At 40.2% G+C, this 12,994-nt stretch carries 13 protein-coding genes and 1 pseudogene; 7 read left to right on the top strand and 7 right to left on the bottom strand.

Annotated features, from left to right (window positions below):
• The first annotated feature begins 56 nt into the window (after positions 1-56).
• From HMO_RS0101445 to bioB, 3 genes are read left to right on the top strand one after another with little or no spacing between them, the layout of a single operon-like run.
• Positions 57-662, top strand: a complete 606-nt coding sequence (locus HMO_RS0101445) for a YqaA family protein (RefSeq protein WP_033444403.1) — start codon at positions 57-59, stop codon at positions 660-662.
• Positions 659-1,144: a disulfide bond formation protein B gene (locus tag HMO_RS0101450; protein WP_010297751.1), complete on the top strand. Its 486-nt coding sequence runs from the start codon at positions 659-661 to the stop codon at positions 1,142-1,144. Before HMO_RS0101445 ends, HMO_RS0101450 begins: the two co-directional genes overlap by 4 nt.
• 39 nt (positions 1,145-1,183) lie before the next feature.
• The gene (gene bioB, locus HMO_RS0101455) at positions 1,184-2,116 is read left to right on the top strand and encodes a biotin synthase BioB (protein ID WP_010297754.1); all 933 of its coding nucleotides are present in this window, start codon (positions 1,184-1,186) and stop codon (positions 2,114-2,116) included.
• 35 nt (positions 2,117-2,151) lie between these two features.
• Here bioB and HMO_RS0101460 read toward each other — a convergent pair whose 3' ends face one another.
• Positions 2,152-2,409 (bottom strand): Usg family protein, encoded by a 258-nt coding sequence (locus HMO_RS0101460; protein WP_010297757.1) that lies wholly within the window; start codon positions 2,407-2,409, stop codon positions 2,152-2,154.
• Between the two features lie 138 nt (positions 2,410-2,547).
• Here HMO_RS0101460 and HMO_RS0101465 point away from each other — a divergent pair, with 138 nt between their 5' ends.
• Both HMO_RS0101465 and HMO_RS0101470 read left to right on the top strand, forming a co-directional pair.
• A complete protein-coding gene (locus tag HMO_RS0101465) occupies positions 2,548-2,772 on the top strand; it encodes a helix-turn-helix domain-containing protein (RefSeq protein ID WP_010297760.1) in 225 nt (74 codons plus the stop codon).
• The gene (locus HMO_RS0101470) at positions 2,769-3,968 is read left to right on the top strand and encodes a HipA domain-containing protein (RefSeq protein WP_010297762.1); all 1,200 of its coding nucleotides are present in this window, start codon (positions 2,769-2,771) and stop codon (positions 3,966-3,968) included. Before HMO_RS0101465 ends, HMO_RS0101470 begins: the two co-directional genes overlap by 4 nt.
• 175 nt (positions 3,969-4,143) lie before the next feature.
• Here the strand turns inward: HMO_RS0101470 and HMO_RS0101480 are convergent, their stop codons facing one another.
• The 4 genes and pseudogenes from HMO_RS0101480 to HMO_RS13405 all read right to left on the bottom strand — a co-directional run.
• The gene (locus HMO_RS0101480; RefSeq protein ID WP_010297767.1) at positions 4,144-5,325 is read right to left on the bottom strand and encodes an F-box protein; all 1,182 of its coding nucleotides are present in this window, start codon (positions 5,323-5,325) and stop codon (positions 4,144-4,146) included.
• Between the two features lie 152 nt (positions 5,326-5,477).
• Positions 5,478-5,690, bottom strand: a complete 213-nt coding sequence (locus HMO_RS17610; RefSeq protein ID WP_010297769.1) for a transposase — start codon at positions 5,688-5,690, stop codon at positions 5,478-5,480.
• Complete coding sequence (locus tag HMO_RS16360; protein WP_010297772.1) at positions 5,687-5,878, bottom strand: hypothetical protein; 192 nt, start codon at positions 5,876-5,878, stop codon at positions 5,687-5,689. The genes HMO_RS17610 and HMO_RS16360 overlap by 4 nt, the downstream gene beginning before the upstream one ends.
• Positions 5,862-6,203 (bottom strand): annotated as a pseudogene (locus tag HMO_RS13405) (transposase); the annotation flags it as partial. The gene HMO_RS16360 and the pseudogene HMO_RS13405, both read right to left, overlap by 17 nt.
• A gap of 518 nt (positions 6,204-6,721) precedes the next feature.
• Here HMO_RS13405 and pheS point away from each other — a divergent pair.
• Positions 6,722-7,765, top strand: coding sequence for a phenylalanine--tRNA ligase subunit alpha (pheS, locus tag HMO_RS0101500; RefSeq protein WP_010297779.1), 1,044 nt, complete (start codon positions 6,722-6,724; stop codon positions 7,763-7,765).
• 3 nt (positions 7,766-7,768) lie between these two features.
• Positions 7,769-10,141 carry a phenylalanine--tRNA ligase subunit beta gene (pheT, locus tag HMO_RS0101505; protein ID WP_010297786.1) on the top strand — a complete coding sequence of 791 codons (2,373 nt, stop codon included), beginning with the start codon at positions 7,769-7,771 and terminating at the stop codon, positions 10,139-10,141.
• A gap of 185 nt (positions 10,142-10,326) precedes the next feature.
• Here pheT and HMO_RS0101510 read toward each other — a convergent pair whose 3' ends face one another.
• Together HMO_RS0101510 and HMO_RS0101515 are read right to left on the bottom strand one after the other, a co-directional pair.
• Positions 10,327-12,477 carry an SEL1-like repeat protein gene (locus HMO_RS0101510; RefSeq protein WP_010297789.1) on the bottom strand — a complete coding sequence of 717 codons (2,151 nt, stop codon included), beginning with the start codon at positions 12,475-12,477 and terminating at the stop codon, positions 10,327-10,329.
• Positions 12,474-12,725, bottom strand: coding sequence for a hypothetical protein (locus tag HMO_RS0101515; protein ID WP_139016796.1), 252 nt, complete (start codon positions 12,723-12,725; stop codon positions 12,474-12,476). The genes HMO_RS0101510 and HMO_RS0101515 overlap by 4 nt, the downstream gene beginning before the upstream one ends.
• Positions 12,726-12,994: the final 269 nt, after the last annotated feature.

A 12,994-nucleotide genomic window follows, 5' to 3' on the forward strand; every position in this document is an offset into this window, starting at 1 on the left:
TTGTGTTATAAGTCAATAGAAAACTATAAATTTTTTTATTTTCTTTTGGTGCTTAAATGACAGCAGTAACGGATACACAAAATAAATCAAGACTCTACCAATGGTTGATGCGCCATGCTACCAGCCCGTCAGCACGCTATATTCTAGCAGCTGTTTCCTTTGCTGAAAGCTCATTTTTTCCCTTGCCCCCGGATTTTATGCTTATTCCAATGATTATTGCGGACCGTGCTAAAGCGTTTGTTTTGGCAATCATTTGTTCTCTTTCATCAGTGCTGGGCGGGGTATTGGGATATGCTATCGGCTATTATTTTATGAATACGTTGGGCCAATGGGTTATTGATACCTATGGATTGGAACAAGCCTTTACTAAATTCCAGGCCAATTTTCACGAATATGGTTTCTGGATTATTGCCTTAAAAGGATTAACGCCCATCCCTTATAAACTGGTCACGATTGCAAGTGGGGCGTCTCAGTTAGATTTAGGAATGTTTGTGTTGGCATCCCTTATTAGTAGAACCGGACGATTTATGATGTTAGCGGGCGTGATTTGGTATTTTGGTGAAGACGCCAAGCAGTTGTTCGAAAAGAACTTTAAGTTATTTACTATTGGCACTATCATTGCTTTATTGGTTGGATTGCTGTTGGTCAAATTTTTGTTATGAATATAAGATTTTTAGTTACTCAAAGAGGGTTTCTAGGTTTTTCAGGAGCGGTGGCATTCTTATGCCTCGCTTTTGCTTTTTATGCCCAATATTTTTTAAATGTTAATCCGTGTGTTCTGTGCTTATATGAACGCTATTTATACGGGGCGGTTGTACTCTTAGGAATGGGTAGTCTATCAATCAGTTATTATCGTTTAGCCTTTAACATACTGGGGGGTGTTCTTGCCTTTGGCTGCCTTTTGAGTATCTATCATCTAGGCGTCGAGCTGCATTGGTGGCAAGGCACGGCCGCTTGTCATGGTGTTACTCAGCAAGCTAAAAATATTGAAGAATTAAGAGCCCTTCTCCGCGCTAAACCCATGGCACGCTGCGATCAGGCGAACTGGTTTATTTTAGGCATGTCAGCAACCTACCTCAATGTTATATGGTTTATGATCTTCTCCGCTTTATGGCATATTGTGCGGCGTCAGGATAAATGCTAGAAACAACTATAGACTCACTAATAAATTTTAAGTTTATAAATGAAAAAATGGTTGCTTGATGACGTTTTAGAATTGTTTAATATGCCTTTTAATGACCTGCTTTTTAAGGCACATACCATTCACCGTCAAAATTTTAATCCCAACGAGATCCAATTATCTACCTTGTATAATATTAAGACCGGCAGCTGTCCGGAAAACTGCTCTTACTGCTCACAATCTGCCCATTTCAATACTGGCCTGAAGAAGGAACCGTTAAAAGAATTAGAGGATGTTCTTGAAAAAGCACGAGCAGCCAAACAAAATGGTGCCAGCCGTTTTTGTATGGGAGCCGCTTGGCGGGGGCCTCGGGAGAGCGACCTTGATAAAGTCATTGAAATGGTCAAGGAAGTGAAAAGCTTAGGTCTGGAAACCTGTGTGACTTTAGGGCTTTTAAAGCCCGAACAAGCGGTAAAGCTTAAAGAAGCGGGCTTAGACTATTACAACCATAATATTGATACCTCCGAAAGCCATTATGATAAGATTATTACCACCCGCACCTTTGCTGATCGCCTTGAGACCATTCAGTCAGTATCTGAGGCGGGTATAAATGTTTGCTGCGGTGGCATTTTAGGAATGGGTGAGACTACTCGGGATCGGGCGGAGATGCTGATGACGCTTGCAAATATGGACACGCCTCCTAAAAGTGTCCCCATCAATATGCTTGTCCAAGTTCCCGGGACACCTTTGCATGGAACGGCTGCTGTAGATGCTTTAGATTTTGTGCGCACAATTGCGGTGGCCAGGATTTTAATGCCTGCCTCCTATGTTCGGCTTTCTGCGGGACGCAGTGAGATGTCAAAGGAGCTACAGGCCCTGTGTTTCTTTGCCGGTGCAAACTCAACATTTTCTGGTGAACAATTATTAACTGTGGAAAATCAAAGACTATCAGATGACACTTTAATGTTTGAGAAATTAGGGTTACAGACAGTATAAACTGGCGGCAAATCTTGGCTTTAGGAAGGATCTGTTTAAACCTTTTCCATCCATAAGACGATGCGCGTTTGAGGAATAATTAAATTACCTGCGGATACTATTTTTATTGAATGAAGCTTGCCGTCTAACTCACTCTCCCAGAAGCGTAAGAATTGCTTAATGCGAGGAAAGTGAGGGGGACGGTCGTAATCTTGCCAAAGAAATAGCTGTAACACATCATAATAATCCGGTAAATGGTACAGAATTTCAGCTGTTGTTAATTCCATCCCATCCAACAATCGATCTATGCTCATGATCGCCTCCCCTATTAGCATCTAAAAACATAGGGGAAAATATTTAAAAAATTATTTATTAATATTTTCTTGTTGCATTGACCGCCAACAATATTCTTGTAACTATTGAGTAAAGTGATCGCATACGGGAAGAAAAATATGATAATCAAAACTTCTAAAGATGTAGGTAGATTGATCCGCCAGAAAAGGAAAAGTTTGGAGATGACTCAGGTTGAATTAGCTGGTCTTTCGGATGTAGGAAGTCGTTTTATGGTTGAGCTTGAACAAGGTAAACCGACCATTGAGATAGGTAAAGCTTTACAAGTCTTACGCATGCTAGGTATATATTTACTACCCCAAGCCAAGGATGAGGTTGACCAATGATTATTTATTTAAACAATCAACCCATCGGCAAGATTGAAACAACTGAAGACGGCCGTGAATTCTCTTATATTAGTAGCTATCTGCACCAGCCAAATGCGGTGGCTATCAGTCTGTCGTTACCGTTAGACCCTGCCCCCTATCCAGAGAAGATGGCTAAACCATTCTTCGATTCAATTTCGCCTGATCTATGGGACAGTAATGCTGAACATCATTTTCCTTGTTCTGGATCTCTATCTTTTTATAAGCATAATCTGTCCATACAGCCTTATAATGAGATCGAGATTGCCGAGTGTGAAGAGTTGCTTAATCGCCAACTGGTCCCCATCCCCAATAATCGATTAATTGCCATTGCTGATGTGCAACCGCATTTAGGAATAAGCATAATTGATGGAGAGATCTTCCAAGCTGTTGAGCCAAATGATAATACTCATATCTTGAAAAGTGACCTGCCAGAGTTTGAAGACCTAGTCGGCAATGAAATTTTTGTATCCCTGATCGCCTATAATCTTAATATTGCTGTCCCTATGATCTCCAGAGTTCATCTCAATAATACGCCTGCTTTGGTTATGGATAGACCTGACCGTTTAGCGCCGGTAGGGGCAGCGCAGCTCGGGCAAAAGATCCACCATGAATCCTTTATAAGTGCTCTGAGCAATCAGATCTTTGGGAGTGGTAAAAAGCATCATATTTCCATGGATGGGCAATTTGATCTGTTGCGGCAATACGCTATCGTACCGGCAGTAGATTGTCGCTCTTTAATAAGAGCAATATCTTTATGCTTGATTGCTGGTTGTGATGATTTCGCAATTGAGAATCAATTAATTGAGATATTACCCAATACCAGTTGCCGCTTGGCTCCCTTCTCTGGATTCATCACCACAGATCTTTATCCTAATACAGCCAAAAGATTCCTGGATTACTTATTTGGCATACAGCATTTTGCCCATTTGAAGAAATCACATATATGTGACTTTGCGCAGAAGATTCGGGTTAATGATAAATATTTATGCTCAGTGATCCTGGAACTTTCCCATAGTATTCCTAAAATTGCGAAAGATATCTTTGAAACATTTCCAGCTTTGAAGTCACCTATAACCTTGAAAATTGCAAAACTTATCGATCAGCGGTCTATTATCTTGCGTGCTATGCTTCAAGATAAAAAGCTACAGAAGGAAAAGGTCCTGCAAGCAAGTTAGGGATTAAATCAGAAATGAAAGCTTTGATGCTATCTGGCTCTCTTTTCGAAAATACTATTCTCTTTAGACCTAAGGTTGCTTTGGCAGTTTTTACCTCAAAGCTTAGCTTTAGAGCAGTTGCCCAGTTCTTCCGTGTTAATACGAAAAGCAACAGCTCCCCTTTTAGCAAGTCGTTTTAGTGAAGTACATTTTCCTCAACTATTGCCGCAGGATTTTCTTCATTCTCCTTAGCATCAATCGTTCGTCTGCGTTTAGAGAAGTCACAAGCTACATCCTCATCTTTAGTTTCAATAACACAATCAATATCCCTTAAACGATAAGGTAAAGCTTTAAGGTTACTATCTTCAGGTGCTGAGAATTGCTCATTAACTGCTATTATTGTTTTAATACATTCTTGTCCTTCAGGAAATAAACTCTCAAAGGTAATGGTCTGCTTAGGTTTATAAATGGTATCTTTTTTCATAAACATAGGTCGCCAGCCCGTCCGAGTGTCATCTACCCAATAGACCACGTCGTAATTACAGTCTTCTGGTGTCGAAAGAGTATCATGACAATTAACATTAGCTACCCATGTAACAGTTACTGGCAGATCTTCCATTGATAGCCAACAAGAAGGAAGAATAGATTGCTGCTTTGTCTCCTCTTCCCTCTTACGCTTTCTCGTGTCAAAGTAGCAAAGCTCCTTTTCCTCATCCAAGGGAGTAACAGAATATAATAAAGTCATAAATTCAATAATTTCTGACTCTGTTATAAATTCGTAAACTCGACCTTTGGCGGTTTCTAACTTAATCTCTACACTTTGCAAATTAGCAATATTGGGTTTATCTAATCTAAGTTCATTAGAATATGGAGGATAGGGATACACCCTCTCAACGTAGTCTTCCCCCTTTCTTATTGCATCTAAATAATTTTCAGCATTGAAGATAACTCCATAAGCGAGATCAAGAGGGATAAGCAGATAAGAAGGATAAGTTGTGACTAATTTTTTATAATGATCAGTGTCTATGCGCCCACCAAACTGTTTTAGTTCATAATTTAGTTGCGGATGGTCGATCTCTGGCCATGAAATAGGGCAAAATTTATCTTCTTTCTGAGATAAGTTTTGCCATAAATATTTATGACAGCTGATCTCATTTAATTTCTTTGAAACCAGTCGTACAGTTTTAAGGTTGTCATAGTCTAGTTTACTAAGAATCACCAATATTACGTCATCATTTAATTTACTGAAAACCGTATCGCTTTCTTGTTGATGGGTCGTGGCTGTTGGTTGGCTTTCTTGCTGCTCCATGCTTTGCGCTACAGAGATTTTAAAAGTGGCTAATAAAAGCGACAAGCTAAATAATTTAGTTAAATTCATTTTCGTTATCATCATAATTCTTAGTTAATTAAAGTATTTATTAGTTGGGACAATCATATATTAAAACAAATCTTACGGTATTATATTAGGTGAAAAATAAAACAAAATTTGATTTGTTGACAGTTACATCTTACTACAATCTATCCGAAAAATCATGAAGTGATTTTTCTATAAATGGTGATAGCCGAAAAGAGATCAAGGAAAGCTTGAAAAACACTGATCTTTTTATCAAATCTGATCAACAATCGACGAGCTGGTTTCATCCAAGCAAAGAAGCCCTCGACAACCCAACGCTTGCTATATCTTCTTAAAGCTCGTCCATCTTGAGTTTTGTTCTTTCTGTTCCTCTTATGCGGAGCAATCAAGGTAATGCCTTTGTCTTTGAGAGCCTTATCATGAGGATCGCTATCATAAGCTCTATCTCCTCCAAATGTGTGATTCTATCGGCAATAGGACAATCTTGTGAGGTTTCTTCTACAAGAGAGATTTCATGAGGCTGAGCTGAGGTGGCAATAGTGGCAATAGGGATCGATTTATCATCGACAATAACCATAACTTTGCTCCCTAATAACCATAACTTTGCTCCCTTTACCAATCTTAGTCAGACCAATATGATCTCCCCCACACACAGCACGAACAAATGTTCCATCAATAAAACAAGCTTGTAGCGTGTGTTTATGCTCATAAAAAATCTCTAACAGCGTATCTCGCATTCCTATAAATAAGCCATGATCGGCCCAGTGGCGAAAGCGGCTATAGACGGTCGAACGAGGCGGATAATGGGGCGGCATATCTTTCCATTTCAAACCGTTGGACAATACATACAAGATAGCCTCCAGTATCAGCCGGTTTGACCACTTAAGGGGGTGCCCCCTTTTGGGAACAGGACAAAAAAATACTTCAAGGTGCTTTTAATTTTCATCTGTTATCTTTATTATTGTCTTGTGTAGTGGTTAGGTTTTATTCAAAAATACTATTGCCACACATTTTTCCTAAATTAAATTCAAATATTACTTTTTCGGATAGCTTCTATATTTATTTAAAAAATTTTTATTAATTGAGATGAAGGATAGCTACCCTCCCTTAAACTCACAAGAAATACAATCTGCGGTAAGATAGTTATGTATACCTTTATAAATGGAATGAATGCCTAACAATTTGAGAAGCGCGAATTAGTAACTTTACCGAAGCTATTAGCAACCTAAAAGGTTCTGATGCTGATGTTGACGATTATGTAGTAGAGGTACAGCTATCTATCAGAAGCGAGGGCTAAAGCGCTTTAGATTTCTATTGCGATGTCAATCATTGAATTGGTTGACCTGAATACTATCTTCTCTTCCACCTTTTATTGCTGTGTGCTAAAATCAAGCAAATTCTAGGATAAAAGAGAATAGTTATGACAGAGCAACTGAGTTTATGGCAGGCAGAGATTCAATCTTGTCAGTCTTTACGCGATCTGGATGAGATTCGGGTACGACTTTTGGGGAAATCAGGCGAGATTACCGCCCTTTTAAAGACATTAGGGGCATTGCCCCCTGAAGAGCGTAAAGAAAAAGGTGCCGAAATCAATCATCTTAAAACAGTTGTTGCTGAGACTATTGACAGTCGCCGCTATCAGATTGAAGAGTCAGAGCTGGCAGAACGGTTAATAAAAGAAAAAATAGACGTAACATTATCCGTAACTCCTGAAGCTGTAGGCTCTATTCACCCTATTTCTCAGGTGTTTAATGAAATTATAAGCTACTTCTCGAATTTTGGCTTTGAAATTGCGACCGGTCCAGAAATCGAAGATGAGGAGCATAATTTCTCTGCTCTTAATATGCCAGATCATCACCCTGCTCGCCAATCCCATGATACCTTTTATATGATGCCTGATGAAGCAGGCATCCGTAAGCTTTTAAGGACCCATACCTCAACCGTTCAAATTCGCACCATGCGGCGCCAGCAGCCACCGCTCAGGATTTTAGCACCGGGGCGTGTCTATCGCTGCGATTATGATGCCACCCATACCCCCATGTTCCATCAAATGGAAGGGTTAGTGGTGGACAAAGGGATTAACTTTGGCCACTTAAAAGCAACCGTCATTGATTTCTGCAAACACTTCTTTGAAAGAGACGACTTAATAATCCGTTTCCGTCCCAGCTTTTTCCCATTTACTGAACCCTCAGCCGAAATGGATATCGGGTGTGATCGCAGCAGCGGCGGCATTAAATTCGGCCAAGGCAACGATTGGTTAGAGGTCTTTGGCTGTGGCATGGTCCATCCAAATGTTCTGAAGAATTGCGGTATTGATCCCGAAGAATACCAAGGTTTTGCCTTTGGCTTTGGCGTTGATCGTTTTGCGATGCTAAAGTACGGTATTCCCGATCTACGCGCCATGTTTGAAGCCGATGCTCGTTGGCTAAGCCATTATGGCTTCTCACCTTTCGGAGGAAAGTAACCTATGAAATTCACATTATCCTGGTTAAAAGACCATCTTGATACCTCAGCGAGCCTTAATGAAATCTGTGATAAACTGGTCAATTTAGGGTTAGAAGTCGAAAACATTGAGAATCCCGCTGAAAAGCTTAAAGGATTTGTGGTGGCCCACGTGGTTAAACGGGAACAGCATCCAAATGCTGACCGTTTGAGTCTGTGTGTCATTGATGATGGCTCTGGTCAACAGCTACAAGTTGTCTGCGGTGCCCCCAATGTTCGCCAAGGCCTAAAAATTGCCTTTGCCCGTGAAGGAACAGTGATTCCTATTACCGGTCAAGCTTTGAAGAAGGGCGTTATCCGCGATGTTGAAAGCCAAGGAATGATCTGCTCAGCGCGCGAACTGATGATTGGCGAAAATCACGATGGTATTATGGAGTTAGATTCTGCTTTAGTACCGGGTCAAGACTTGGCCACAGCATTAAAGCTGGATGATCCTGTCATTGAGCTGTCAATTACGCCTAACCGTGCTGATTGCTTTGGCGTTCGTGGCATTGCCCGTGATCTTGCGGCTGCTGGTCTGGGAACTTTAAAGACGCTTGATTATCGCCCCTTTGTCGGGACTTTCGATTCGCCCATCACTGTTGCTATTGAGGCCTCTGATATCTGCCCAGAATTCAAAGGGGTCTATATCCGCAATGTTAAGAATGGAACTGCCCCTGACTTTATCAAGCATCGTCTAGAAGCTGTCGGCCAGAATATCATCAATGCTTTAGTGGATATCACCAATTATATTGCCATTGATTTGGGTCGTCCTCTGCATGTCTTTGATGCTCAGAAATTACCCGCTCTGTTGACTGTTGGGGAAGCCCAAGGTGGTGAAGCTTTTGAAGCATTGAATGGTAAACCTTATTCCTTGCCGGCCGGAGCAGCCAAGATTACAGCAAATGATGAAGTGATCTCATTGGGGGGAATTATGGGGGGATCAACCACGGGCGCCACCCTAGAGACCACCGATGTCTTGCTTGAATGCGCCCACTGGGATCCCATTAAAACTGCACTGGCCGGTCAGAAGTTACAACTCTTAAGTGAGGCCCGCACCCGTTTCGAACGCGGGGTTGATCCGCATAGTGTTGATCTGGGAATAAATGCCGGCGTGCAGTTAATCTTACAGTGTTGTGGCGGCCAACCGAGCCATGTGGTAACGGCTACTCATAAAAATGTTGCTCCAGCTAATTATACTCTCAAAGCACCCATTACTTTGACACATGCCAAGCTGACTTCATTGGGCGGTTTGAGTATCAGTTTAGAGGAAGCGGGAGATATTTTGTCACGGTTGGGCTTTGAGGTGGTAACTGCTAGCACTGAGCTAACTGTTACGCCTCCCTCGTTCCGCTTTGATATTGAAGGACCTGCAGACCTCGTAGAAGAAATTTTGCGAATAGCTGGCTACGATAATGTGCCACCTGTCTCTTTACCGCAGATAAAGATCCAGCCAAAGTTGCCGCGCAAAGCGGAAGTTGTCCGGCAATTGCTCGCTAGTCGTGGCCTGCAAGAATGTTATACTTGGTCATTCTTATCGGAGGCAAAGGCTCAGCTATTTGGCGGCCAAGCACCACATTTAAGTGTAGAAAATCCGATTAGTGTTGAACTGAAAGTTATGCGCCCAAGCATTCTTCCAAACCTGATTGATGCTGCGGTTCGTAATCATAATCGGGGTCTTGAAAATTGCCGTTTCTATGAAATTGCTGCTCAGTACTCTGGAAAGGGTGAGCAGTTAATGGCTTCGGGTCTGCGAACCCACCATCTTCATGAACGCGATTGGCAATCAAGTCCGCGCTCAGTCAATGTTTTCGATGCTAAAGCCGATGCTCTGGCTGTTTTAGCTGCTACTGGGTTGTCCGCTACCTCTTATCAAGTGGAGCAAGGTGGTCCTAGTTATTATCATCCCGGACGTTGCGGTACCATTCGACAAGGCAATCGTGTTTTAGGGTACTTTGGAGAAGTGCATCCACGCATCTTGAAAGCCCTTGAGGCAGACTTCCCAGTAGTGGGATTTGAAGTCTTCTTAGAAATGTTACCAGAGATCAAACTGAAGAAGACAATGGCTAACTTTTCTAATTTACAGCCTGTAACTCGCGATTTTGCGTTTGTGATTGATCAAGAAACGCCTGCGGAAAAGCTAGTAACGGCTATTCAAAAGGTTGATAAGATCTTGATTAAATCTGTCAATATCTTTGATGTGTATGCAGGGGCTAACATAGAAGCTGGTAAAAAGTCCATAGCTATTGAAGTGCGTCTAGAGCCAACAAAGGCTACTTTGACCGATGCGGAAATTCATGAGCTTTCGGATAAGATTATCGCACACGTGGGAAAGACAGTCGGTGGTAAGATTCGCTAAGCAGCTATCCTAGGGTTAGCCGATAGTCAAAATTGCTTGTTCTGATTGTTCTTATATTTAGAAGTCATTAATGGGTAAAAATAAAGCCGCTAAATTTACTTTAGCGGCTTATATGTAAAAGCTAGGCTTTTTTATGCTTAGGAAGCATCATTTTAGAACTTAGAGTGTCTGATAGTATTACCCGTTTATTGAGTCTGGCTTTCCTCTTTTTCCTCAGGATCATTGTTTAGATAGACAATACCGGCAGCAACATCTTTAATTATACGCTCATGAGCCAACTCTGCTAAAATTATAGCTTCCTGGACAGATTTTCCTTTACTGCGAGCAATTTTATAGTTAATTGCAAAATAATTTTTTTTGTCATTATCTTCTTGCTCTGCTTGTTGGAATATAAGTTGTTCACCTACCTCAATATTTTGTTCACCTTCGACGCCCATAATATAATAATAGCCAAGTAAGTACTTTATTTCGGAAGAAGAGGTTGTCTCAGCTTTGGCTTGTAGCCATTCGATTGCCATTTTAATATAGGGAGCATATCTCTCTTTTATACATTTATCATAGTTTGGCTGTGGCACTGATAATAAGTTTTCCTTAAAGATTCGGGCGAGTATAAGTCCATCTGTATCAGTTAACTGCTGCTCCGGAGTATTATAAGGTCTTATAATTGACTCTACCTCAGTGATCCATTTATTATCGTAGTAGTCCATATCGGCAAAAAATTTCATCGCTTTTGGAAGATCTTGCTCTACACCTAGGCCATAATAATAAATTTTACCGAGAATTTCAGCAGGGTCCGTTCCGTGCTCTTCTCCATCATTTAAATACTTATTAAGCCAAGTGATCACTTCAGCAGAAAAATCTTCTTTTCTTTCAACCATTTCTTTAGCAACAGTTAGTATTTTTTGTGCCGTATCATATATTACTTCTGCCGGAGATTGGGCTGATATACGATTAGTATTTATGAGATTAACAATTTCTTTCTGTATAGTATTAGCTTTAATATAGTACAGAATCGCCTTTTTAAGGGAGTTCAAATTTCTCTCATTCAACCTACCCAGCTTTATACAGATTTCTTCTTGGCTTTTTAAGAAATTATATTGAGGATACGAATAATTTCTTTTTAAAGCCTCACATTTTTGTAAAGCTTCCTCAAGTTTAGCTTGTGCTATTAAAGCATACTGTTTTATTAATTCTTCTTTCTCAGTAATAGTCTTATCAGCTTCTTCTATTTCAGTTAACTGTCCTACACTGATATTGGCAGCCATTTCATACGCTTCTAATTCGTTCCAACCTGCAGTAATAGCCTTCTCAATAATTTCTTGGCTTTTATTAAGCATCCTTAGAATCATTTGACTTTTAAGTTCGAGGCTACTTTTGTTTTTATGGTAGAATATTCCGCGATTATGAAAGGTGCATGCTAATGCTTTTAACAACTTATATGAGAGCTCACCTTCTAACTGTTGATATAAATAGTTCTTGCCTTCTATAAATAAAGTAAAAATATGATCAGATATTGCTTCATTAAAAAAAGAGCTGTGGTAAATCAGTTTTTGGAAACGAGTACCGAATGTATTTAGTGATGGCGGACAGTTTTCTTCGCTAACTTCAAGTTGGTCTATAAATAAGACTTTAAGCATGATAGCAAACTCTCGGGCCCAAGAATTCTTATGATGAATGTGCAACTGATATTCATTCATAAAATTTCTTAAAAATTCATCCATAGTGATGATAACATTTGAATTATTGCCAAAAGTGCCAAGAGATATTTCAAGAGTTTTTTCAAGATATAGTCTAACTTCTCTGTTTTTACTAGGATATGCTGTCTCAAAATAAGCACAAAGGTTAGCAAAGGCAGTGGCGTTAGTGCGGTAATAATATTTGCTTAATTGCTCTAATTGTTGCAAGCTCTGTTTTTGTGATTCACTATAATCATCATAAGTACACTTTGATGTACACCTATATGTATTAAATGGTTTACGACTCATAGCTGCAAGCTGTGATAAAACATTTATCCACGTATGCCGAGAAATATAAGTTGTAAACCATGGCGTAGTATTAACAGCAAATAAAGGCTTGATATCAGAAGCAAATAAAGGCTCTTCATGATACATTTTCTTCTTAATATATTCTTCTACAAGACTGCGTTGAGCACGTCCTGTGCGTAGGAAGTTCCATAAGGTGCTTGAATCAAAATTCGATACTTCCAGAATATTTAGCTGTACTTCTTTGGGAAGGCCATCATAAAACTCGAACCCAGATAATTTTTCCCCTTGAGTGGAGGCAACTAAACCAGTTGGATTCATCACCTGCTTTTGTTCACTTTCATCTAACTTCATTGGAGCAGAATTATTTTCCGCATCTTCAGTCTTATCGCGAGGCCGTTTTTTTCCGTTTCTGTTGAGGAAGAGGAGGATAAATCAATTTTCTCTCGCCCTCTTTTTTCCTCTTGCTGCACTTGTGAAGAGGCAGTGGAACTAGATAGATAAGTTCCGGGGATTAGCTCCTCACTCTTATGTGGCCATTCCATCGCCCCGGTGGTTTGCAGTGCGCAACCTATTAAGCATATGGATTTTATTGTATTCATTATCCTCATAATTTGAGCCCTTTTCATTTATTGTAAACACTTATTCTTTGGTAGCTATAGGTCATTTAACTACCCGGTCCGACTATTTCAAGCTTATTTTTCACGTTTCTCTCTCCACTTATTAAAACTTCTTCCTATTATGTCTCTGCTCCGTATGTTACGAAGGTCGAGGTCAGAACAATAGTTGGGGTATCTTTTTTAGGGGATAGAGTTTTGTTAAGGTGGTTAAAAACTTATAAAATGGAAACATAGATAAATAGATAATTGGG

It is taken from the genome of Candidatus Odyssella thessalonicensis L13 (assembly GCF_000190415.1).
GTDB classification, from domain to species: Bacteria; Pseudomonadota; Alphaproteobacteria; order Paracaedibacterales; family Paracaedibacteraceae; genus Paracaedibacter; species Paracaedibacter thessalonicensis.

What these genes read in the sequence shown, in the direction of transcription:
- HMO_RS0101445 (WP_033444403.1), top strand. Translation starts at nt 57, where the DNA reads ATGACAGCAGTAACGGATACACAAAATAAATCAAGACTCTACCAATGG.
- HMO_RS0101450 (WP_010297751.1), top strand. Translation starts at nt 659, where the DNA reads ATGAATATAAGATTTTTAGTTACTCAAAGAGGGTTTCTAGGTTTTTCA.
- bioB (WP_010297754.1), top strand. Translation starts at nt 1,184, where the DNA reads ATGAAAAAATGGTTGCTTGATGACGTTTTAGAATTGTTTAATATGCCT.
- HMO_RS0101460 (WP_010297757.1), bottom strand. Translation starts at nt 2,409, where the DNA reads ATGAGCATAGATCGATTGTTGGATGGGATGGAATTAACAACAGCTGAA.
- HMO_RS0101465 (WP_010297760.1), top strand. Translation starts at nt 2,548, where the DNA reads ATGATAATCAAAACTTCTAAAGATGTAGGTAGATTGATCCGCCAGAAA.
- HMO_RS0101470 (WP_010297762.1), top strand. Translation starts at nt 2,769, where the DNA reads ATGATTATTTATTTAAACAATCAACCCATCGGCAAGATTGAAACAACT.
- HMO_RS0101480 (WP_010297767.1), bottom strand. Translation starts at nt 5,325, where the DNA reads ATGAATTTAACTAAATTATTTAGCTTGTCGCTTTTATTAGCCACTTTT.
- HMO_RS16360 (WP_010297772.1), bottom strand. Translation starts at nt 5,878, where the DNA reads ATGGTTATTGTCGATGATAAATCGATCCCTATTGCCACTATTGCCACC.
- pheS (WP_010297779.1), top strand. Translation starts at nt 6,722, where the DNA reads ATGACAGAGCAACTGAGTTTATGGCAGGCAGAGATTCAATCTTGTCAG.
- pheT (WP_010297786.1), top strand. Translation starts at nt 7,769, where the DNA reads ATGAAATTCACATTATCCTGGTTAAAAGACCATCTTGATACCTCAGCG.
- HMO_RS0101510 (WP_010297789.1), bottom strand. Translation starts at nt 12,477, where the DNA reads ATGAAGTTAGATGAAAGTGAACAAAAGCAGGTGATGAATCCAACTGGT.
- HMO_RS0101515 (WP_139016796.1), bottom strand. Translation starts at nt 12,725, where the DNA reads ATGAATACAATAAAATCCATATGCTTAATAGGTTGCGCACTGCAAACC.